Raw genomic sequence first — 20,837 nt, forward strand, 5'->3', positions numbered from 1 at the left:
ATCAATGCGTCGTCTTTCCAATGGCGCCAAAATCCCCATGACTTTGGCCAGGCGTGATAAGCTATGTAATAATGGCGGCAGTATGCCACAACAGAAACGCTCGATTTTGGCCGGGCCAAAATCGAGTGCACTATTGTGTGCTAGTTATTGCATTCTGATGAATTGCGCTACTGGGAGCCGGATTTGCTGCGCTAGGCCGCCTGGTCCAGTGCAAGATGGCGGTACGACCCCGGAGCCCGTACTCTTCCGACGGCTGCGGATGGCGGAGCAAGCCCCATCCCTTCGGCAATGGCCGTTGCCACCGAGTTGCTGTTCTGGATCAGGAACGAATAGCCCAGACCGGATGCGCGGATGCGCAACGCCACATCCACCGCTGCACGCCATTTTGTGGCGATGGCCGTATAATTTCCTTCGAGCAGCAGTGTGGTGCGCGATGTCGGGCGCACATAGAACTCGGGGCAGTAGATCAGGTCGCGCTTGGAATAGTCGGTTACCACAGCTGTCAGCCGGCCGCGAATGGCGCAGTAGTTGAAACTGCCGTCCGCATTGGCTGCGCCGCCATTGATCTCATAAAGCGGCCTGCCCGTCTCGTCGGTCCACACCACAAAATTATGGCTCGCAATCCCGGCAAAGCGCGGGATCGGATAGGAGCCAAAGAGAATGCGGTGGTTCATAAACGGGTGCTCTGGAGTTCTGGTTCGAGGAAATCAGAATCTTCAATAGACCATTTGATTTCAAAGACAACAGGCGCGTTTCTAACAAAAATGTTATGCGGATTTGTTTAGCCGGAACACCATCAGCGTATAGACACAAAACTGTCAAACTTGAGCGCCTGCCGGTCCATTTTGGACCGGTTTGACGCTGACCCGCATAAAACTGATCGAGATATCCCCGCAGATCAGCGTCAAAATTTATTTTTCACGTTTTCGCTGCTGACATGGCGAAAACACTTCCTTTCGCTGGCAAAATTCAGCGCAACGGCTCTTGAGATCAGACGACCCGCGCCCGAATCTCGCCGATACCATCGACGCCGCCATGCATTTCATCGCCGCGGACGATGGCGCCCACACCGGCAGGCGTTCCGGAAAAGATCAGGTCGCCCGCCTGGAGCGTGAACAATGTCGAGAGATAGGCGATGGTTTCCGGGACATTCCAGATCAGCTGCCTGAGATCGCCACGCTGGCGCTCCTGACCGTTCACCTTGAGCCAGATGGCACCGGACGACGGATGGCCGATTTTTGCTGCCGGAACGATAGCGGAACAGGGTGCGGAAGCCTCGAATGCCTTGGCCACGTCCCACGGGCGCCCCAGTTTCTTGGCTTCCCCCTGCAAGTCGCGCCGGGTCATATCGAGGCCGACCGCGTAGCCGAAGACGTGATCGAGTGCGCTGTCGACGGCGATGTCGGTTCCGCCCTTCCCCAGTGCAATGACCATTTCCATCTCGTAATGGACGTCGCTGGAGCCGCTGGGATAGGGAAAGTCGCCATTGCCGGTGACCAGCGCATCCGGATTCTTCTGGAAGAAGAACGGCGGTTCGCGGTTCGGATCATGCCCCATTTCGATGGCGTGATCGGCGTAATTTCGCCCGACACAGTAAATCCGGTGCACGGGGAACAGCTTTTCCGAGCCGGTCACCTGCAAAACCGGCTGGGAAACGGGCTGGAAAACAAATTGATCGTTCGGCATTATGGGCCCTTCACATGAGATTGATGACCGTGATCGGATTCGATCTTGGCAAGCTGTTTGGCACGCTACACATGGTATAGAAGTCAGACAATCGTCCAATGCAATCCGGCAAATGCAGCGTCATTGTGCCCTGTAGCAGGAATGTTCAGCCTTTATGGATCAAAGATTCGTGCATCAAAGAACAGGCGTCACCGACGATGACGCGGGGTTGCTGGACAGCGTCCAGCACGCGTGCTTCCAGTATTTCTGGGACGGTGCTCATCCCCGAAGCGGGCTGGCCCGCGACCGCACCGGTAAAACTGCCGACCCGAACAACGATCTCGTTGCCGCAGGGGCGAGCGGGTTTGGTTTCATGGCCATTCTGGTGGCCATCGAGCGCGGCTGGATCGAGCGGCAGGCGGCTATCGGCCGGATCGCCACAATGCTGACGGCGCTCGAACAGACCAAACGCTATCACGGGGTGTTTCCGCATTTCTTCCATGGCGGCGACGGGTCCACCATCCCCTTTTCCATGCGCGATGACGGCGGCGATCTGGTCGAAACCGCGTTCCTGCTGCAGGGTCTGATCTGCGTGCGGCAGTATTTTGCCGCGCCAGCCCAGGTCGAGACGGCGCTGCGCGACCGGATCAACCATCTCTGGCACGCCGTCGAGTGGACAGCGCACATCAAGCATGACGAAAAGGTCCTGTACTGGCATCACAGCCCCCGCTATCATTTCGCCCGCAATGTACCGATCCGCGGCTGGAATGAAGCGCTGATCGCCTATGTCCTGGCGGCAGGTGCCCCCAGGCACGGCATTGATGCCGACATCTATCATGAGGGCTTTGCCACCGGCAGCCAGTTCATCAACGGGCGGGATTATTACGCTATCACCCTGCCGCTCGGCCCCGACTATGGCGGGCCGCTGTTCTTCGCCCATTATTCGTTCTGCGGCCTCGATCCGCGCGGGCTTTCCGACCGCTATGCCGATTATTGGCAGCAGAACTGCAACCATGCCCGCATCAATTACCAGCACTGCGTCGAGAACCCGCATGGGTATCGCGGTTATGGCCCGGACAGCTGGGGCCTGACCTCGAGCCATGGCCCCACCGGCTATGTCGTCAGCTCTCCGGCCTCGGATTTCGGCCTGATCGCGCCCACGGCCGCCCTTTGCAGCCTGCCCTATCTGCCCGAGGAGGCCATGAATGCCTTGCGGCACTTTTTCCAGCTTCCCCGGGCAAAGATGTGGGGGCGCTTTGGCTTCGTCGATGCGTTTTCACAGACCAGCGGATGGTTTGCCCGTACCTATCTCGGTATCGATCAGGGACCCGTGGTCGCCATGATCGAGAACCATCGCACCGGCCTGTTGTGGAACCTGTTCATGAGCGCCCCGGAAATTCAGGACGGGTTGCGCAAACTCGGTTTTTCCAGCCCGCATCTCGCCGCTGCCCGGCAGGAAATTTTGGAACCATTGGGCTGATTGTGCATTGCCACAAGCGGAGCGGGCGGCCACATTCTGCCGGATCGCGGCAGCCATCGGGGAGTATTCATGCAGGTTCATGCCGTTTTCAACCGCGATGGCGGCACCTTTCGCACCCTCGACATTGCGGCATTCGCCCTGAAGGCGAAAGAAATCTTCGAACAGCATGGCCATACCTTCCAAAGCGATATCGTGGCCGGCAAGGATATCGTGAAGGCGCTCGAGAATGCGGCCGCGAGGGATCGGGACGGCGTGCTGATGGCCGGTGGCGGCGATGGAACCATCTCCGCCGCTGCAGCCGTCGCCTGGAAGACCGGAATTCCGCTGGCAGTGCTGCCCGCCGGAACCATGAACCTCTTCGCCCGGTCGCTGAAAATACCGCTTGAGCTGAATGCGGCGCTCGAGAGCCTCGCCAGCGGTGTGATAACCGCAGCCGATATCTCGACCGCCAATGAGCGCGCTTTCGTGCACCAGTTCGCCATCGGCTTTCAACCGCGGATGATCAAGCTGCGCAACACGCTGGAATACAGTTCCCAGTGGGGAAAGCGCCTGGCCAGCATGCGGGCATTTGCCAAGGTGATAGGGCGCCCGCCCCGCTTTGCCGTCCGGCTGACCATCGACGGCGTACCAACCGAACGGACAGTCTCGGCGATTTCCGTCTCCAACAACCCCTATGGCCGGGGCTTGCTGCCGATTGCCGACAGCCTCGATCAGGGGAAGCTGGGTGTGTACATCGCCGACCGGATATCGCTTTCATCCCTCGCCAAATTGGCCGCCACCGTCCTGATGGGGTCATGGCGCAACAACAACGACGTGGACGAGATACTGGCCCGGGAAGTCGATCTGCACTTTCCGCATCTTCATGGCCGTAAAAGAGCCACCATAGATGGCGAGCTCGTCCCGCTGGAGCGCGACGTCGTCATCAAGGTGCATGCGGGCGCATTGCGGGTGCTGGTTCCGGCAGAGCCTTCACCCAAATGAAAACGGCGTGACCCTCGCCACGCCGTTTGAACGAAACCTGGAGGCAATCAGCCTTCCTGCTGCTGCGCCTGCTTCTTCTTCGACTTCTTGGCTGGAGCTGCCGTGCCGCCAGCGGCTTTCTTGGCAGCAGCCGCCTCTTCCGCAGCAACCTGATCGGCGCTCTTCGGCATGGTGTCGACTACGGAGCGGACTTTGCCCTTGTCGGTGACGGTGCACAGCGCATTGCGGATATCGACTTTCAGGGAGACTTCATTGACGCCACCACCGACAGCGCGTTCATCGACGGCCTTGATATTGCTCGCCGAAAGCACGTATTTGCTCGCTGCGGCAGCAATGCACGGCGCTGCGAGTTCCGAACTGACGGGCGGGCGGACCGGAGAGAATGTTGCGAATGTCGGGCCTGCACTCGGCTCGCCGGTTGTGGAACATGCGGCAAGGGGAATGAGAACTGCCAGGGGGGCAATCCGGCTTAGAATAGAGGTAGGCAGGCGCATGGCTTTCTCCGCAAAGTCTCGTCGCAGGATGATGTCTGTTTAGGCCGGAAACTATTCGCTTTTACCCATTTGTCTAGTGGCACAATCGCCACAATGGGACTTTATTGCCACAATCCCCAGATCGCTCCCTAAGGTGAAACGCTAAGCATCCAGTTCAGAACGCCGCGCCAATCCGACATGCGGATGGGCGTTCCGTGGTTGCCTGTCTCGAAACGGACGAACCGCACCGGATAACCTTTCGTGGTACTGCGTATTTTCTGGTAAAACGCTTCCTGATTGTCGATCGCGAACACCGGATCGCGGCTGCCGTGACCAAAGAAAACCGGTATGCGCCGCTTGTAGGCGGGCGAACCGATGAACTTGTCCTCCCACAGGGAACCCAGCATCACCAATCCGGCAATGTTTTTCGCTGCTTCCGCATCCTGCGCCAGTCCCCAGCACAGCGAGCCGCCCATGGAACCGCAGGCAACGAACAGCTTTGCCTGCGGCGATTGCGACTTGAAGTAGGCAATAAGCCCGGCAACCTGCGCCACCCCCTTGTCGCCAAAGTCGCGGAAATCGGGCGTGAGATAGAGCCCGCCATTGAGAACCATCAGGTTCTTGATGCGGTTGAAATTACCGCCGAAGGTAAAATCATTCATGCCCTGCTGGCGGTTGCCGCCCTGCCCGTGCAGATAGATCGTGATCACGGATGCGCCGGGGTCGATTTTCCCGGCAGCCATCACCTTGACCGGCCCGCTGGCGGTGGTCACCACCAGATCCTTCTGCATCCGCTTGGCGGCAAGATCGATATACCGGCGCTTGACCCGCAGTTCCGGCACATCGTCGCGGCCATTGATATCGCGCATCTCATTGTAATCGACCACGGTATAGTCGCCGCCATCGGCTGTCTTCATGATGCCGGGATAGGCAAACAAGTCATCCTTGAAAGGCGCAAGCTGCGCGGCAAGTGTCGCGCTGGAAAGACCGATGGCAGCCAGCGCGCCAAGAAAAATAGTCCTGAACAAATGCAAATCCTCTGATTATCGTGCCGCTGCCACGATGGTGCCGCCGGCCAGCCGAAGCATATCGGGCGTGTCGACGTCAATGGCCGCCGCTTCGCCAAGCTCTACATCAATGACCGGAATATCGCCACGCTCCACCAGATGCCGTGCGCCGACATCGCCGGCCAGCGTAAAAACCTCGTCGAAGAGGAAGCGCGGCAGGATGACGGGATTGCCGCGTTTGCCCTTGAAGGTTGCGCGGACGACCGTTTGCCCGCCGACACCCTGGAATTGCCGGATCATGGTTTGCAGATCGGATGCTGACAAGGCAGGCATATCCGCAAGCATGATCATGACGCCGTCCGAGGATGCCGGAACGTGACGGATGGCCGCGTGCAATGACGAGGCAAGCCCGCTGGCATGATCCGTGTTGAGCACAATGCTCACGGGCAGCCCGTCCAGCGCGGCGCTGCATTCCTGCGCCATGTAGCCGAGCACGGCAATCACTGGCTCGCCTCCGGCCTGGACTGCCAGTTCCACTGACCGGCGGATCAGCGGCACGCCGTCGAACGTGGCCAATAATTTGTTGGCGCCGCCCATGCGGCTCGACCGCCCGGCGGCGAGAACGGCTATGGCGACCGCCGGTCTTGGCAGCGGCGGCCTGGGGTCTCTTGGCTGTGGCCGGGTTGGAATTTCCATCAGCAGGCCGCCAACGCCCATACCGACAATATCCGCCTTGGTGACCGGAATATCGGCCAGGAGCCGGTCGATCACCCAGTCAAATCCATTTTCCTTCGGGCTTCGGGCACAGCCGGGCGCGCCGATAACCGGCTTGCCGCCGAGTTCGCCCAGCACCAGCAGGTTGCCGGGATCGACGGGCATGCCGACATGATGAACAATGCCCCCCACATCCCGGATGGCCGCAGGAACCACGTCATCCCTGTCGACCACGGCGGACGCGCCGAAAATGATCACCATATCGCTGTTTCGGTGCATCTGCCGGATGGATGCCGCCAGCGCAGCTGTCTCGTGGACCGGGCGCAATTCTCCGATCAGGCTCCCGCCGCTGGCGCTCACGCGCGCATCGACAACCCGCATGGTCTTGTCGAGCACGGAGGGTTTCACCGACGCAAGCGTCGTCTGGATCAGGCCGACGCGGGCACCGGAAAAGGCATGAACACCAAAAGCATCACGCTGCTGTGCAAGCGTGGCGATTTCATCGAGAACGGCCTTCGATACGGCAAACGGGATGATCTTGATGGTGACAACCATCTGCCCCGGCTCCACCCGCTCGAACGGTTTGAGCGTGGCTATCGTGACCGATGCATCCACCGAATTGATCGCATTGATCAGGTCGGCATCCACCGTAAAAAGCCCACCGGTCTGCGCGTAGCAGTTCACCCGTCCGGTGGAGGCAGGGCCGGCCTGAATGCCGAAGCACCGCAGGGCAGCGGTTATCTGCCGGGCAGCGGCATTTTCCTCGACGTCACCGGCATCAAGGCGCGCCGCCGTGACATGGGTAACGCCGGCACCGCGCAATTGCCCGATATCGTCCGCCGTCAGGACATGGCCCTTCTTCAGCTTCACCGCGCCCGCATGGGTGGAATGGGCGAGAATGGCACCGATGGCCTGATCGAGAGGTATATCGCCGAAAATCATGCGGTCTTTTCCAGTGTTTGGGCCGTACGCAGCCGGCGTGCCCGGAAGGCCTTGATGACTTCAGCCAGCACGGCGACGGCAATTTCCGCCGGACTTGCCGCACCGATGTCGAGGCCGATCGGCGCATGGATGGCGGCAATGCTTTGCTCGTCTAGGCCGAGTGCCTGCAACCGCTCCACCCGCTTGGCATGGGTTTTGCGGCTGCCGAGCGCACCGATATAGAAGCATCCGGCCTTCACGGCCTGTTCCAGCGCATAATCGTCAATCTTCGGGTCGTGAGTCACCACGGCAACAGCCGTATAGGCATCGAGCGGACGGGCTTTCAGCGCATCCTGCGGCCATTCGGCCAGAAGCCGCACATCGGGAAAACGGTCCGGCGTGGCGAAGGCCGTGCGCGGATCGATGATCTCCATGTCGTAGCCCGCCAGCCGTGCCATCGGCGCCAGCGCCTGGCTGATATGCACGGCGCCGATCACCACGAGACGCGGCGGCGGCAGGTGAACGTTGAGAAAGAACGACCGGCCGTCGACCGCGGCGACACCGGACTGTCCGGACAGGAATGCCTTCGCGATCACTTCGCCGAGTTGCCCGGCGACGGGATCGCCCTCCCGGATGACCCGGTCGCGGCCGTCGCCGATATCCGTCAACAGCAGCGCCGCCCTGCGGGCCCGGCGTTCAATATTCAGTTTCTTGAGGCAGTAGGGATCCATGATGCACTCTCAGCCAAGCCGTTCAACATAGACTTTGATGCGGCCGCCGCAGGACAGCCCGACCTGCCAGGCCGTTTCGTCGGCAACACCAAACTCCAGCAGCCGGGGTTCGCCCGTGGTGATCACGTCCATGGCCTCGGCGATCACCGAACCCTCGACGCAGCCGCCGGAAACCGAGCCTTCAAAATTGCCCTTTTCGTCAATGACAAGGTGACTGCCGACCGGACGCGGCGCCGATCCCCAGGTTTCGACGACCGTGGCAATAGCAACGTCACGGCCGCCGGACATCCAGCGCTCGGCAACGAGCAGCGGATCGTGTTCACTTGTGCTTTGTTGTGTCATGACCATGCCTCCCGCACCATTATGCGTATAAGCTGGGTTGCTGGGAAGAACTTTGCAACCAGCGCTTGGGATCATCGCGCTTTTCCGATGGGCGGCTCAATGCCTGGCACAAATCCTCCAGCGCATCGAGATTGTGCACGGCGCGAAAATCATCGACATAGGGCAGCATGGCCCTGACGCCGCGGGCGCGCGGCTCGAAACCTTCAAAGCGCAGCAGCGGGTTCAGCCAGATCAGGCGGCGGCAGGATTTTGCCAGCCGTTCCATCTCCGCTTCAAGCCCGCTGGTTTCCTCGCGCTCAAGGCCATCGGTAATCAGCAGCACCACCGCTCCCTGCCCGAGCACCCGGCGCGACCACTGACGATTGAACACACGCAGCGTCTCGCCGATGCGCGTTCCGCCCGACCAGTCGTGCACGGCGCCGGTGCAGTGCGCAATCGCATCGTCCGGGTCGCGGTAACGCAGCGGGCGGGTGATGTTGCTGAGGCGCGTTCCGAAGACAAAACAATGCACGCGGCGGCGCTTGGCCATCATCGCATGCATGAAATGCAGGAAAATGCGGGTATACTGGCTCATCGAGCCGGAAATATCGGCAAGAACCACCAGGGGCGGGTGAATTTCCCGCCGCGACCGGAATTTCGGCAGGATGAGGTCGCCGCCGGTTTTCAGGCTCGACCGCATCATCGCCCTGGGATCGATGCGCGGGCCCTTCGGATCGGCCCGGAAGCGACGCGTGGGCACTTCATCGACCGGCAGGCGGAGCTGATCCATGGCGCGCCGCGCCTGCGCCAGTTCATCGGCGGTCATCTGGGCGAAATCCTTCGACCGCAGCACTTCCCTGCCGGAAAAGGTGAAACGCGCATCGATATCGATGTCCGGCGGCCGCTCTTGCGGCGCGTTGCGGGCCGTGCCCTTGAACAGCGCTTCGGCAACACGCGCTTCCGCCGCCTTCGGCTTCGGCCGTTCCCGTGCCACGGCAACCGGCGAGAACATCGCCAGCATTTTCTCGATCAGCTCGCGCGAGCGCCAGTACAGCCGGAATGCCTCGTCAAAGGTGGCGTGATCCTCGCGTCTGGTGACAAGCACGCTGTGCAGCGTCCAGTAAAAATCGTCGCGCGCACCGATGCCGCCGGCAAGCACCGCCTCGATGGCATCCTTGACCGCTGCCGGGCCGACCCGCAAACCTGCCTTGCGCAGGGTCCTGGCAAAATAGACGATATTGTCCGCCAGCCGACTGTCCTGCCGGGGAGTTTGCGGGGAAGAAGCGAATGTCTCCATCTCAAGCCGCGTTCAATTCTGCCTTGACCTCATCGAGAATGCGCCGCCCTTCGCCCGTTGCGATGCGCGCAATATCGTCCTGATATTTGAGCAGCACACCGATGGTGTCGGAGATGGTTTCCGGATCGAGCGCCAGCTTGTCCATTTCGGTCAAGGCCCCCGCCCAGTCGATGGTTTCGGCGACGCCGGGCAGCTTGAAAAGGTCCATGTCGCGCAATTTCTGCACGTAGCGGACAATTTCCGCCGACAGCCGCTCATTGGCGGCTGGCACCTTGCGCCGGACGATTTCCAGCTCCCGTTCCGCCGAGGGATAATCCACCCAGTGATAGAGACAGCGGCGCTTCAGGGCGTCGTGGATTTCCCGCGTGCGGTTGGTGGTGATGATGACAATCGGCGGTTCGGCGGCGACAATGGTGCCGAGTTCCGGCACCGTCACCTGATAGTCCGACAGAACTTCCAGCAGAAAAGCCTCGAAGGCCTCATCGGTCCTGTCCAGCTCATCGATCAGAAACACCGGCGCCCGGCCAGGTTGGCCCGAAAGCGCCTGCAGAACCGGCCGCCGGATCAGGAATTTCTCGGAAAAGACATTGCGTTCGATGGCTGTCTTGTCGGCTATGCCGGTCGCCTCATCCAGCCTGATCTCGATCATCTGCGCGGCGTAATTCCATTCATACACGGCGGAGGAGATATCGAGGCCTTCATAGCATTGCAGGCGGATCAGCGGCCGATCCAGCGTCGACGCAAGAACCTTGGCAATCTCGGTCTTGCCGACACCGGCTTCGCCTTCAAGAAACAGGGGCCGTTTCATCCGCAGGCTGAGAAACAGCACCGTCGCCAGCGCCCGGTCTGCCACATAGCCGCCGGTTTCAAGCAGTGCCAGCGTCGCGTCGATCGATTGCGGCAATGATGAAACAGTCTGGTCGGCCATGAAATCTCCGTTTTGGACCTATTCCCCTACACCATGATAGGAGCGGTTGAGATAGACAAGCGACTGGCCGCGCTCCCCGGTGTTGAGCGCGGTGACCTTGCCATAGATGACATAATGCGTGGCAACCTCATGGGTGGCAATGATGCGGCAATCAAAACTGGCCAATGCATTCATCAGCACCGGCGCGCCGGTTTGCAGCGTTTGCCACTGCCCGAGGGCAAACCGGTCTTCCTGCGGCAAATCCCCCTTGCCGGAAAAGGCCTCGGAAATCGCCCGCTGGTCCGCCGAAAGCACGTTCAGCGCGAAAACCTGGTTTTCGATGAAGAGATGATTGAATTCGTGCTGCCGGTTCAAACAAACCAGAATGGTGGCCGGATTGTCGGATACGGAACATGCGGCAGAAATGGTCACGCCGCGTCTGCCCGCCGGTCCATCGGTGGTAATGACGTGGACCGCTTCCGCAAAATGACTCATGGCATTGCGGAATGCGAGAGGTTCTATTTTCTGGTCCTTGGCGATGAGCACAGTTTTATTTCCGTTGTCCAAATCATCACTAACGCAACACGCGCCCGAACTATAGCTGTAGAATATTTTTTCTGCGGCTTGGACTCTTTCCGGCGGAACGAGCCAATATTATCGCGCTATGCTTACCCTTTTATATAGAGCCGGATTGCACAGAGTGAAGGAAACAGTTACCCAAATCGAAAGTTTCGTCATCCGCCATCTCGAAGGTACGGCAATATCGCAATGAATCCCATTATACGAGCCGCGACGCTTGGTCTGTGCCTGTTGTTCGGCAGCGTCGCCTATGCACAGGACAAGATCGGCGTCATTGCACCGCTCTCCGGTTCCTTTGCGCGGCTTGGCAATCAGTTGGTCGACGGTGCCAATGCCGCGGTTGCCGGCAACAAGCAGGGGCAGGACATCAGCGTTGTGACCGCCGACGACAAATGCGATGCGGCAGGCGGGGCCGCCGCCGCCCGGGAAATGGTGCTGGCCAATGCGACGATTGTGATCGGTTTTCTCTGCACGGAATCGCTTGAAGCCGCCCTGCCCATCCTCGGGCAGAAGGGCATTGCCGTCATTACACCCGGGGTTCGGGATTTGACCCTGACGGAAATGCGCGCAGATACGCCCTATCCGGTGTTCCGCATTGCCTCCTCCGAGCGCAATGCCGCCCGTGAGACCGGCGACATACTGGTGAACCTCTGGCGGACAACACCCTTCGCCATCATCGACGACGGCACGATTTTCGGCCGTGAGATCGCCGCCACGGTGCGGGGGCGCCTCGAGGAAAAGGGACTGAAGCCTGTGTTTGCCGATACCTATCGCCCCGGCCTCGACAATCAGAACGCGCTGGTCGGGCGCCTGAAGCGGGCCGGAGCGACACAGGTTTTCGTCGGCGGCGAACGGGATGACGTCGCTGCCATCGGCCGCAGCGCCGTCGTGCTCAACTATCCCCTGACGATCATCGGTGGTGAATCGCTGAAAGCGACCGCCAGCGGCGGCGATCTGTCCGTGGGAACGCTGATGATTGCACCGCGCGATCCGGAGACCCTCGAAAGCGCCCGCAATGCCAGCAACGCCATGGAACTCGCCGGCAAAGTGCCCGAAGGTTATGCCATTCCCGCCTACGCCGCAGCGGAAGTTGCCGTCCAGCTGCTGACAACCGCGCAGGCCCAGGCCGCTTCCCTATCCGATCTTCTCAGGAAAAACGTCTTTGAAACCGCCATCGGCCCCGTGCAGTTCGACGCCCGCGGCGAGCGCATTGCCGATACGTTTCGCCTGCAGCGCTATGATGGAAAACAGTTCGTGCAGGAGACCAACTGATGCCGCTGAAGACAGGGCCGCGCAACCTCATCACCGATGTCGCTGGTCTGAGCATCGGCAATGCCGCGGATGCAACCATCAAATCGGGAACCACCGTCATCCTCTGCGATGAACCTGCGACGGCCGCCGTACAGGTTCTTGGCGGCGCGCCCGGCACCCGGGAAACCGATCTGCTCGAGCCGCACAACACGGTTGAAACCATCAATGCACTGGTTCTGTCAGGCGGTTCGGCCTTTGGCCTCGATGCCGCATCGGGCGTGCAGGCGGCCCTGCGCGAAAAGCGCATCGGCTTCAAGGTTGGCGGCCAGCGCATTCCGATCGTCCCTGCCGCCATCCTGTTTGACCTGATCAATGGCGGCGACAAGGATTGGGGCCTTTATCCGCCCTATCGCGAGCTTGGCTATCAGGCCGTGCAATCCGCATCGCGCGATTTTGCCCTCGGTAGCACCGGCGCCGGTACGGGCGCGCTGGTGACCGGCCTGAAGGGCGGGCTCGGTTCGGCCTCATCCATCCTGCCGAACGGCGCGACAATGGGCGCGCTGGTGGCCGTCAATGCGCTGGGATCGGTGACCGTCGGGCGCAGCCGCCACTTCTGGGCCGCTCCCTTCGAGATTGGCGACGAGTTCGGCGGACTTGGCCTGCCGCATCCGCTTCCCGCCGACGCGGCGGAGATCAAGACAAAATTCAAGGAAGCGGCAACGGACACCAACACGACCATCGGTGTCATCGCCACGGACCTGCAATTGACCAAGGCACAGGCCAAACGTCTCGCCATTGCGGCGCATGACGGCTTTGCCCGCGCCATCTGGCCCTCGCATACGCCATTCGACGGCGATCTGGTGTTTGCCCTTGCAACCGGCACCGCCGGCCGCGCGCCCGAGATCGACGAATTCATCGAATTGTGCGCAGCAGCGGCTTCCACCATGGCACGGGCCGTCGCGCGCGGCGTGTTTGCGGCAACAGCGGCTCCAAACGACCTGTTTCCTGTGTGGAACACCCGGCCCTGACGGTTTTCATTGTGCGGTCCGGACGCGCGTGGTAACGGGCGCGCACAACATTTCTACCGGAGAACGCCATGAGCCGCCCGCTTGTCATCGCCCCGTCCATTCTCGCTTCCGACTTTTCGAAGCTCGGTTCGGAAGTCACCACCGTGCTCAAGGCAGGGGCCGATTGGGTGCATATCGACGTCATGGACGGCCATTTCGTGCCGAACATCACCTTCGGCCCCGAAGTGGTCAAGGCAATCCGCCCGTTGACCTCAGCGGTTTTCGACACCCATCTGATGATTGCGCCGTGCGATCCCTATCTCGAAGCCTTTGCCAAGGCTGGCTCAGATATCATCACCATTCATGCCGAGGCCGGACCGCACGCCCACCGCTCGCTGCAGGCCATTCGCGCCCTTGGCAAGAAGGCCGGCATCGCCATCAATCCGGGAACGCCGGAATCTGCCATCGAATACATGCTGAATGACGTCGATCTTATCTTGGTCATGACCGTCAATCCCGGCTTTGGCGGCCAGAAATTCATTTCCGAAACCCTGGACAAGATCCGCAAGGTCAAGGCGATGATCGGCGACCGCCCGATCGATCTGGAAGTGGATGGCGGGATTACCGCCGACACCGCCGGATTGGCAACACAGGCGGGCGCCAATGCGCTGGTTGCCGGTTCTGCCGTGTTCAAGGGCGGATCGGAAGCAAGCTACCGCGCCAATATCGAGCTGATCCGCAACGCAACCATCAAGGGCTCGTGATGCGCCTTTCCCTCCTGCTTCGCGCCGCCCTCGCCGTTCTGGTCGTGGGTTTTTCGCCAGTGGCGGCACGGGCAGGAGATGTTGCAAAACTTGACATTCTTGGCTTTTCCAAAGACGGCAAGGTTTTTGCCTTCGAGGAATACGGCGTCCAGGATGGTTCCGGTTTTCCTTACGCCAACCGCTATTATATCGACACGGCAACCGACGCCTTTCTTCCCAAGACACCGGTGCGGGTGCGCCTCGACGATGAAAAGGCCTCTCTCGCCGATGCCCGCGAAAAGGCTGGCCGGGATGCACAGGGGCTGACCGGGCTTGCCGACACGGAACTGCGCGCCAATGCAGGCGATACGGTCGCAGCCAACCCGATCACCGAACTGTCGGCCGACAAGTTCAAGACAACGTTCAATCCGCGCCCGGTTTTCCCTCCCATGGACGAGCCGCTGACGGTGCAACTGCAGGAAATCGATGTCCCGCGCCCGGACAAATGCCCGGAACCGGAGATGTACAAAGGGTTTCGCCTGACGATCCAGCAGGGCGCATCCGCCGATATCAGGACGCTGCACGAAGACAAATCCATCCCGTCGAGCCGCAATTGCCCGCAAGGCTACAGCATCGGCGCCGTCCAGACCTTCTATCTGCCGGATGGCAAACCTGCCCTTGCCATTCTGATCGCAGTCCGTTCCATCGGCTTTGAAGGCCCCGATTACCGCTGGCTGGCGGTCACCACGCAACAGTGATTCACGGCCATATAGCTTTGCAGGCTGAAAAGCCACGTTGAGTACTGCGGCTTGGTCTGTTAGAGCAGGTCTCACACTCATCCGCCCATCGATTGCCTATAGGAACACACAATGATCCCGCGTTATTCGCGGCCCGAAATGGTCGCCATCTGGTCCCCGGAAACGAAATTCCGCATCTGGTTCGAAATCGAGGCCTATGCCTGCGATGCGCTGGCGGAACTCGGCGTCATCCCCAAGGAAGCCGCTGCAACGATCTGGGAAAAAGGCGGCGCCGCGACATTCGATATCGACCGCATCGACGAGATCGAGCGTGAGACCAAGCACGACGTCATCGCCTTCCTGACGCATCTGGCTGAGATCGTCGGTCCTGACGCGCGCTTCGTGCATCAGGGCATGACCTCGTCCGACGTGCTCGACACCTGTTTCAACGTCCAGCTGATGCGCGCCAGCGACATCCTTCTGGCTGACCTCGACAAGCTGCTGGCAGCCCTCAAGAAGCGTGCCTTCGAGCACAAGGACACGGTCACCATCGGCCGCAGCCACGGTATCCATGCCGAGCCGACCACGTTCGGCGTCAAGCTGGCACAGGCCTATGCCGAATTCGAGCGCTGCCGCACCCGTCTCGTGGCCGCACGCGCCGAGATCGCCACCTGCGCCATTTCCGGCGCTGTCGGCACGTTCGCCAATATCGATCCCTATGTCGAAGAGCATGTGGCCAAGTCGCTGGGCATGGAGCCGGAACCGGTCTCCACGCAGGTCATCCCGCGTGACCGCCACGCCATGTATTTTGCCACGCTTGGCGTCATCGCCTCGTCCATCGAGCGCCTTTCCGTTGAAATTCGCCACCTGCAGCGCACGGAAGTTCTGGAAGCGGAGGAATATTTCTCCCCCGGCCAGAAGGGTTCGTCCGCCATGCCGCACAAGCGCAATCCGGTGCTGACGGAAAACATGACCGGCCTCGCCCGCATGGTGCGCGCCTTTGCCCTGCCCGCCATGGAAAATGTGGCGCTCTGGCACGAGCGCGACATTTCGCATTCGTCCGTCGAGCGCATGATCGGCCCGGACGCGACGATCACGCTTGATTTCGCCCTTGCCCGCATGACCGGCGTCATCGACAAGCTGCTGGTCTATCCGGACAACATGCTGAAAAACATGAACAAGTTCCGTGGCCTGATCCACTCCCAGCGCGTTCTGCTTGCCCTCACGCAGGCCGGTGTGTCCCGCGAGGATTCCTACCGCCTCGTTCAGCGCAACGCGATGAAGGTCTGGGAACAGGGCAAGGACTTCCTCGAGGAGCTGCTGGCCGACGCGGACGTCCGCGCCGCGCTGCCGGAACAGACCATCCGCGAGAAATTCGACCTTGGCTATCATACCAAGCATGTCGACACGATTTTCAGGCGCGTGTTCGGCGAAGCTTGAACGCGTCGCATTGATCAAAAGAAAAGCCCGCGGTTTCGCGGGCTTTTTGTTGTGGCAGAAAGCGGTCAGGCCTTTGCCGGTACGATGCGCATCACATTGCCCCAGGGATCGACGATTTCCCGCTCGTCCCGGGCATCGCTCGACACGAATTCGGCCCAGGCGAGACCGGAACGGTCATTGTCCCGCTTGCCTGCACCCTTGCTCTGCCAGGAATTGGCAGCAACATGGTGATGGTAGCCGCCGGTGGACAGGAACACGGCACTGCCGCCGAAACCGGCAACAGTCTGCATGCCGAGCTCACGATGCCACCATGCCTCCGCGTCCCCGGCATTGCCGACCCGCAGATGCAGATGGCCAACCATGGCGCCATCGGGCGCGCCATTCCATTCCGCCGTATCCGGCTTCAGCGCGCCAAGCAGATTACCGACATCCAGCGCAGCGGTGCCCATCTCGACGGATGAACCGTTCCATTTCCAGTTCTCATGCGGGCGATCCGCATAAATCTCGATGCCATTGCCTTCCGGGTCCGTCAGATAGATGGCCTCGCTCACAATATGGTCCGATGCGCCGACAATCGGCGTACGCTGGTCGATGGCGCGCCGCGCCCACCGGGCAAGATCGACCCGGCGCGGCAGCAGAAAAGCTGTGTGATAGAGGCCAGCGCTGTGCGGATCGTCGGCACGGATCGCCGCCGCCTGCTCGATTTCGAGCAAAGGCATCTCACCTGCTCCAAGGATGATCGTCTGCCCCTTGCGGGAGAGTTCCCGCAAGCCGACAACCTCGCTGTAATATTTCGCCAGCTGATCGGCATCCCTCGCCTTGATGCCAACTTTTGACACATGGGTCGGGGCCGTTGCTGCAAAGGGAACACTGTTCATATCTGTCTCCGCGCGGGCTGATCCCGCAATCGCCTGGAAAGCCAATATTCCGGCACCGCCGACAACATCTCTGCGTGTGACCTTCATGTGCACTCCCGGCGATCCACCTGTTACATCGCATCTAAAGTCGGTCGTTACATCAACAGATACAAGCCGCGCAGCGGCGAACAGCATGTTCACCATTCGCGAACCATCAAATCCGGATTGTTTACAATCTTGTGGCGTTGCGGTTCCCCGATATTTTTCCTAAATGGGGAGCATGAAAGTCAAAGACGCTGATATCCTCATCATTCCCGGTTACACCAATTCCGGTCCCGATCACTGGCAGACGCGCTGGGAGGCCAAGCTTTCCACGGCACGGCGCGTCGAGCAGAAGGAATGGTCGAAGCCTGTGCTTGCGGCCTGGGTGGCGGAAGTGGTCAAGTCCGTCAACGAAGCGACCCTGCCCGTTGTCGTTGTCGCGCATTCCCTGGGGGTGCCGACCTTTGTGCAGGCATTGCCGCAGATCGGCAGCAAGATCAAAGGCGCTTTCCTGGTGACACCGCCCGACGTGTCAAACCCGAAAATCCGGCCGAAGCACCTGATGACATTCGGCCCCTACCCGCGCGAGCCGTTCACATTTCCGTCCATCGTCGTTGCCAGCCGCAATGATCACTATTGCGAATATGCCGTTGCAGAAGACCTGGCGGCGGCCTGGGGATCCCTGTTCATCGATGCCGGTGAATCAGGCCACCTCAATGCCGAATCCGGCCATGGACCCTGGCCGGAAGGCACGATGGTCTTTGCGAAATTTATTTCGCAACTATGATTTAGAGCATCGGGCGGTAAATCGGACGTAGTTCTGTTTCGCGGATGGCGAGACAATCCACGCGGAAGGTAGCGAGGCCGATGTTCATCCATCGGACGAAGCTGCCTGACAAAGTGGGTGTCCGCCAGCCGGAAACCCGAAGGGCCGGGTAAATTTGGCCCAATTCCATCGGGCCTCGGCTTCGCCCGATGGAAAGGCATCGGTCTCGCCAACCCCCTCGACCTTGAACCAAATTCCCTCCGGCAGAACACGTCTTATTTATCGCCCGATGCTCTAACGGCTGCCAGCAATGTCTGCACACCGAGCTGCAGATAGGCCGTGTCGACGGAAACGGGAACATAGGTGAAACCGAGACCGGTGAACCGTTTTGCCAGTTCGGCATTGGGCGCGTAGATGCCGCAGAGCTTGCCTGCGGCGCGTGCCTTGGCGGCAATTTCCCGCAGCGGTTCGATGATCGCCTGCGATCCGGCATCCACCTCAGCCCCGTTGCTCCAGCCGATGGAAAAATCCGCGGGGCCGACAAAGACGCCGTCAATGCCGTCGACAGTCAGAATGCCGTCCAGCGCAGTAAAGGCGGCACGGGTTTCGATCATCGCGAAAGCCAGCGTCTTGGCATTGACTTCGGTCAGATACCCGCCGGAACCGCTGGCGCCATAGCTTGCCGGACGCCCGCGCAACTGCCCCCAAGACCGCTCACCGACTGGCGGGTATTTCATGGAAGCAGCAAAACGCCGCGCATCTTCAACCGAATTGATCATCGGGGCGATAATGCCCTCGGCGCCGAAGTCCAGTGCCCGGCTTGCCATGTCGAACCGGTCGACGGGAATGCGCACCACCGTATGCTTGCCTGCGCTCTGGATGATACCGATGCTTTGCAGAACCGATTCCGTATCGAACGGGCCGTGCTGCATGTCGAGCATGAAGGCGGTGAAATCCGTCCGGCACAGGGTTTCCATGACCAGCGGATGAGGCAGGTTGCACCAGGCGGAAAAAACCGTTTCTCCCGCCCTCAGACGTGATGCTAGCGACATGATCTCTCCCGGAAATTGTTGCTGATGGCCGACTCGGCTTGTAGTCCGATTCTGACATTTGCCCCCCTTTGACACAAGCCATTCAGGCAAATGTCAGAATCAAAGGACCATTGGGAGCGAAGCAAAAACAACGGGATAGTGCCAACAAAAAACCGCCCTGGAAGGGCGGTTTTTACGAAGACCGATCAGGACAGATCAGGATCCCTGGATCTGGCGGATGGCTTCTTCCAGCATTTCATCCATTGTACGGCGGATGCGGTGGTCGGATTTGTCGACACCTGCCGCATCGAAATCGGCGCGGATCTTGCGGAAAACGTCGTCATCACCGGCTTCCTGGAAATCCGCCTTGATGACTTCAAGCGCATAGGCTTCCGCTTCTTCGCCGGTCTTGCCCAGCTTTTCCGCTGCCCAAAGGCCAATCAGCTTGTTGCGCCGTGCTTCTGCCCGAAAGCGAACCTCCGCGTCATGCGCATATTTGCTTTCAAAGGCATTTTCGCGATCTTCCATTGTCATCCTCTCTTGCTCCCGCAAAATGAATTGGTCATTCCGGTGAAAGATGCCTCCCCGGTCTTGGCGTTTTTAGGGCAAGTCCCTGATAGGCATTGTTTCTTAGGTTCATATAACCATTCTGCACGAAATCGGAAGTCTGAAATGAACCTCTTCAGGCAAACATGGGTCACATTGTCGTAAAAAGCCCATATAACCCATAAATCCGGGGACCTACATAAAGTATCATTGTAGAATGCTTGCTTTTACGATAGTTAGCGCGCCAACATGACGGCTGTGACCAAGGCCGACCGATAACTCCAATACCAGAGACCTGCAATGAACCGTCGCCGCCGTGTCTACGAAGGCAAAGCCAAAATCCTTTACGAAGGACCCGAGCCAGGAACGCTTGTCCAACATTTCAAAGACGACACCACCGTGCTGCATCCAAAGAAGCACGAAGTCATTGATGGCAAAGGTGTTTTGAACAACCGGATTTCCGAGTACATTTTCACCCAGCTCAACCGCATGGGTATTCCGACGCACTTCATCCGCCGCCTCAACATGCGTGAGCAGCTGATCAAGGAAGTCGAAATCATTCCCCTGCAGGTGGTCGTCCGCAACATTGCGGCGGGTTCGCTGGCAAAACGTCTTGGAATCGAAGAGGGCACGGTCCTGCCGCGCTCGATCATCGAATTTTACTACAAAAACGACGTTCTGGACGATCCTATGGTCTCCGAAGAGCACATCACGGCCTTTGGCTGGGCTGCGCCGCAGGAAATCGATGACATCATGGCACTGGCCATTCGCGTCAACGACTTCCTCAGCGGCCTGTTCCTCGGCGTCGGTATCCAGCTCGTCGATTTCAAGATCGAATGCGGCCGTCTGTGGGAAGGCGACATGATGCGTATTGTCGTCGCCGACGAGTTTTCCCCCGATTCCGCCCGCCTGTGGGACAGCCAGACCAGCGAAAAGCTGGACAAGGACCGGTTCCGTCGTGATATGGGCGGTCTGATCGAGGCCTATCAGGAAGTCGCCCGCCGTCTGGGCATCATGAATGAAAATGAACAGTTGCGGCCAACCGGGCCGGTTCTCGTTAAATAATCGCTGATTGAACAATCTCGGAGAAGACGATCGATGAAGGCACGTGTCACTGTAACCTTGAAGAATGGCGTTCTTGACCCGCAGGGCAAGGCAATTGTCGGCGCGCTGGGCAGTCTTGGTTTCGATGGCGTTGCATCCGTACGCCAGGGCAAGATCTTTGATGTGGAGATCGACACCAAGGACCGCGCCGTTGCCGAAGCCAACGTCAAGGCGATGTGCGAAAAGCTGCTCGCCAATACGGTCATCGAAGATTACGCGGTGGAGCTCGTTTAAGCG

At 59.9% G+C, this 20,837-nt stretch carries 23 protein-coding genes; 10 read left to right on the forward strand and 13 right to left on the reverse strand.

The window, feature by feature from the left end:
* Positions 1-191: 191 nt before the first annotated feature.
* Together ACZ5FP_RS14360 and ACZ5FP_RS14365 are read right to left on the reverse strand one after the other, a co-directional pair.
* The gene (locus ACZ5FP_RS14360) at positions 192-674 is read right to left on the reverse strand and encodes a hypothetical protein (RefSeq protein ID WP_464660926.1); all 483 of its coding nucleotides are present in this window, start codon (positions 672-674) and stop codon (positions 192-194) included.
* A 316-nt stretch (positions 675-990) separates the two neighbouring features.
* Positions 991-1,686 (reverse strand): fumarylacetoacetate hydrolase family protein, encoded by a 696-nt coding sequence (locus ACZ5FP_RS14365; RefSeq protein ID WP_464660928.1) that lies wholly within the window; start codon positions 1,684-1,686, stop codon positions 991-993.
* 169 nt (positions 1,687-1,855) lie between these two features.
* Here ACZ5FP_RS14365 and ACZ5FP_RS14370 point away from each other — a divergent pair, with 169 nt between their 5' ends.
* Positions 1,856-3,145 (forward strand): glucoamylase family protein, encoded by a 1,290-nt coding sequence (locus ACZ5FP_RS14370; protein ID WP_464660930.1) that lies wholly within the window; start codon positions 1,856-1,858, stop codon positions 3,143-3,145.
* Between the two features lie 69 nt (positions 3,146-3,214).
* A complete protein-coding gene (locus tag ACZ5FP_RS14375) occupies positions 3,215-4,126 on the forward strand; it encodes a diacylglycerol/lipid kinase family protein (RefSeq protein WP_464660931.1) in 912 nt (303 codons plus the stop codon).
* A 47-nt stretch (positions 4,127-4,173) separates the two neighbouring features.
* On the opposite strand, the gene ACZ5FP_RS14380 is transcribed toward ACZ5FP_RS14375, so the two are convergent.
* From ACZ5FP_RS14380 to ACZ5FP_RS14415, 8 genes are all read right to left on the reverse strand, one after another.
* Positions 4,174-4,620 carry a hypothetical protein gene (locus tag ACZ5FP_RS14380; RefSeq protein ID WP_105732466.1) on the reverse strand — a complete coding sequence of 149 codons (447 nt, stop codon included), beginning with the start codon at positions 4,618-4,620 and terminating at the stop codon, positions 4,174-4,176.
* 128 nt (positions 4,621-4,748) lie between these two features.
* Positions 4,749-5,627, reverse strand: a complete 879-nt coding sequence (locus tag ACZ5FP_RS14385) for an alpha/beta hydrolase family protein (protein ID WP_464660933.1) — start codon at positions 5,625-5,627, stop codon at positions 4,749-4,751.
* Positions 5,628-5,642: 15 nt separating this feature from the next.
* A complete protein-coding gene (locus ACZ5FP_RS14390; protein ID WP_464660935.1) occupies positions 5,643-7,262 on the reverse strand; it encodes an NTP transferase domain-containing protein in 1,620 nt (539 codons plus the stop codon).
* A complete protein-coding gene (locus tag ACZ5FP_RS14395) occupies positions 7,259-7,972 on the reverse strand; it encodes an XdhC family protein (protein ID WP_464660937.1) in 714 nt (237 codons plus the stop codon). The genes ACZ5FP_RS14390 and ACZ5FP_RS14395 overlap by 4 nt, the downstream gene beginning before the upstream one ends.
* A gap of 9 nt (positions 7,973-7,981) precedes the next feature.
* Positions 7,982-8,314, reverse strand: coding sequence for an XdhC family protein (locus tag ACZ5FP_RS14400; protein ID WP_464660939.1), 333 nt, complete (start codon positions 8,312-8,314; stop codon positions 7,982-7,984).
* Positions 8,315-8,333: 19 nt separating this feature from the next.
* Entirely contained in the window at positions 8,334-9,590 is a 1,257-nt protein-coding gene (locus ACZ5FP_RS14405) for a vWA domain-containing protein (RefSeq protein WP_464660940.1), read from the reverse strand.
* 1 nt (position 9,591) lies between these two features.
* The gene (locus tag ACZ5FP_RS14410; RefSeq protein ID WP_403176049.1) at positions 9,592-10,518 is read right to left on the reverse strand and encodes an AAA family ATPase; all 927 of its coding nucleotides are present in this window, start codon (positions 10,516-10,518) and stop codon (positions 9,592-9,594) included.
* A gap of 18 nt (positions 10,519-10,536) precedes the next feature.
* Positions 10,537-11,037, reverse strand: a complete 501-nt coding sequence (locus ACZ5FP_RS14415; RefSeq protein ID WP_374042771.1) for a flavin reductase — start codon at positions 11,035-11,037, stop codon at positions 10,537-10,539.
* 228 nt (positions 11,038-11,265) lie between these two features.
* On the opposite strand from ACZ5FP_RS14415, the gene ACZ5FP_RS14420 reads away from it, so the two are divergent.
* From ACZ5FP_RS14420 to purB, 5 genes are all read left to right on the forward strand, one after another.
* The gene (locus tag ACZ5FP_RS14420; RefSeq protein ID WP_464660943.1) at positions 11,266-12,348 is read left to right on the forward strand and encodes a branched-chain amino acid ABC transporter substrate-binding protein; all 1,083 of its coding nucleotides are present in this window, start codon (positions 11,266-11,268) and stop codon (positions 12,346-12,348) included.
* Positions 12,348-13,355 (forward strand): P1 family peptidase, encoded by a 1,008-nt coding sequence (locus ACZ5FP_RS14425; protein WP_464660945.1) that lies wholly within the window; start codon positions 12,348-12,350, stop codon positions 13,353-13,355. Before ACZ5FP_RS14420 ends, ACZ5FP_RS14425 begins: the two co-directional genes overlap by 1 nt.
* A gap of 68 nt (positions 13,356-13,423) precedes the next feature.
* Positions 13,424-14,098, forward strand: coding sequence for a ribulose-phosphate 3-epimerase (rpe, locus tag ACZ5FP_RS14430; RefSeq protein ID WP_346305302.1), 675 nt, complete (start codon positions 13,424-13,426; stop codon positions 14,096-14,098).
* On the forward strand, positions 14,098-14,835 hold the full coding sequence (locus tag ACZ5FP_RS14435; RefSeq protein ID WP_464660947.1) for a DUF2259 domain-containing protein: 738 nt from the start codon (positions 14,098-14,100) through the stop codon (positions 14,833-14,835). The genes rpe and ACZ5FP_RS14435 overlap by 1 nt, the downstream gene beginning before the upstream one ends.
* Before the next feature lie 111 nt (positions 14,836-14,946).
* Positions 14,947-16,254 carry an adenylosuccinate lyase gene (gene purB, locus ACZ5FP_RS14440; RefSeq protein ID WP_223612979.1) on the forward strand — a complete coding sequence of 436 codons (1,308 nt, stop codon included), beginning with the start codon at positions 14,947-14,949 and terminating at the stop codon, positions 16,252-16,254.
* Positions 16,255-16,319: 65 nt separating this feature from the next.
* On the opposite strand, the gene ACZ5FP_RS14445 is transcribed toward purB, so the two are convergent.
* Positions 16,320-17,219 carry a VOC family protein gene (locus ACZ5FP_RS14445; protein ID WP_464660950.1) on the reverse strand — a complete coding sequence of 300 codons (900 nt, stop codon included), beginning with the start codon at positions 17,217-17,219 and terminating at the stop codon, positions 16,320-16,322.
* 172 nt (positions 17,220-17,391) lie between these two features.
* Here ACZ5FP_RS14445 and ACZ5FP_RS14450 point away from each other — a divergent pair, with 172 nt between their 5' ends.
* Positions 17,392-17,940, forward strand: a complete 549-nt coding sequence (locus ACZ5FP_RS14450; protein WP_464660952.1) for an RBBP9/YdeN family alpha/beta hydrolase — start codon at positions 17,392-17,394, stop codon at positions 17,938-17,940.
* A gap of 254 nt (positions 17,941-18,194) precedes the next feature.
* Here ACZ5FP_RS14450 and ACZ5FP_RS14455 read toward each other — a convergent pair whose 3' ends face one another.
* Both ACZ5FP_RS14455 and ACZ5FP_RS14460 read right to left on the reverse strand, forming a co-directional pair.
* Positions 18,195-18,971, reverse strand: a complete 777-nt coding sequence (locus ACZ5FP_RS14455) for an HpcH/HpaI aldolase family protein (RefSeq protein ID WP_464660954.1) — start codon at positions 18,969-18,971, stop codon at positions 18,195-18,197.
* 195 nt (positions 18,972-19,166) lie between these two features.
* On the reverse strand, positions 19,167-19,484 hold the full coding sequence (locus ACZ5FP_RS14460; RefSeq protein WP_223612975.1) for a DUF1476 domain-containing protein: 318 nt from the start codon (positions 19,482-19,484) through the stop codon (positions 19,167-19,169).
* 312 nt (positions 19,485-19,796) lie between these two features.
* Between ACZ5FP_RS14460 and purC the strand changes: the two genes are divergently transcribed.
* Positions 19,797-20,561 carry a phosphoribosylaminoimidazolesuccinocarboxamide synthase gene (purC, locus tag ACZ5FP_RS14465; RefSeq protein ID WP_105732451.1) on the forward strand — a complete coding sequence of 255 codons (765 nt, stop codon included), beginning with the start codon at positions 19,797-19,799 and terminating at the stop codon, positions 20,559-20,561.
* A 33-nt stretch (positions 20,562-20,594) separates the two neighbouring features.
* On the forward strand, positions 20,595-20,834 hold the full coding sequence (gene purS / locus ACZ5FP_RS14470; RefSeq protein WP_105732450.1) for a phosphoribosylformylglycinamidine synthase subunit PurS: 240 nt from the start codon (positions 20,595-20,597) through the stop codon (positions 20,832-20,834).
* Positions 20,835-20,837 lie beyond the last annotated feature (3 nt).

The organism is Phyllobacterium sp. T2-21 (assembly GCF_055378485.1).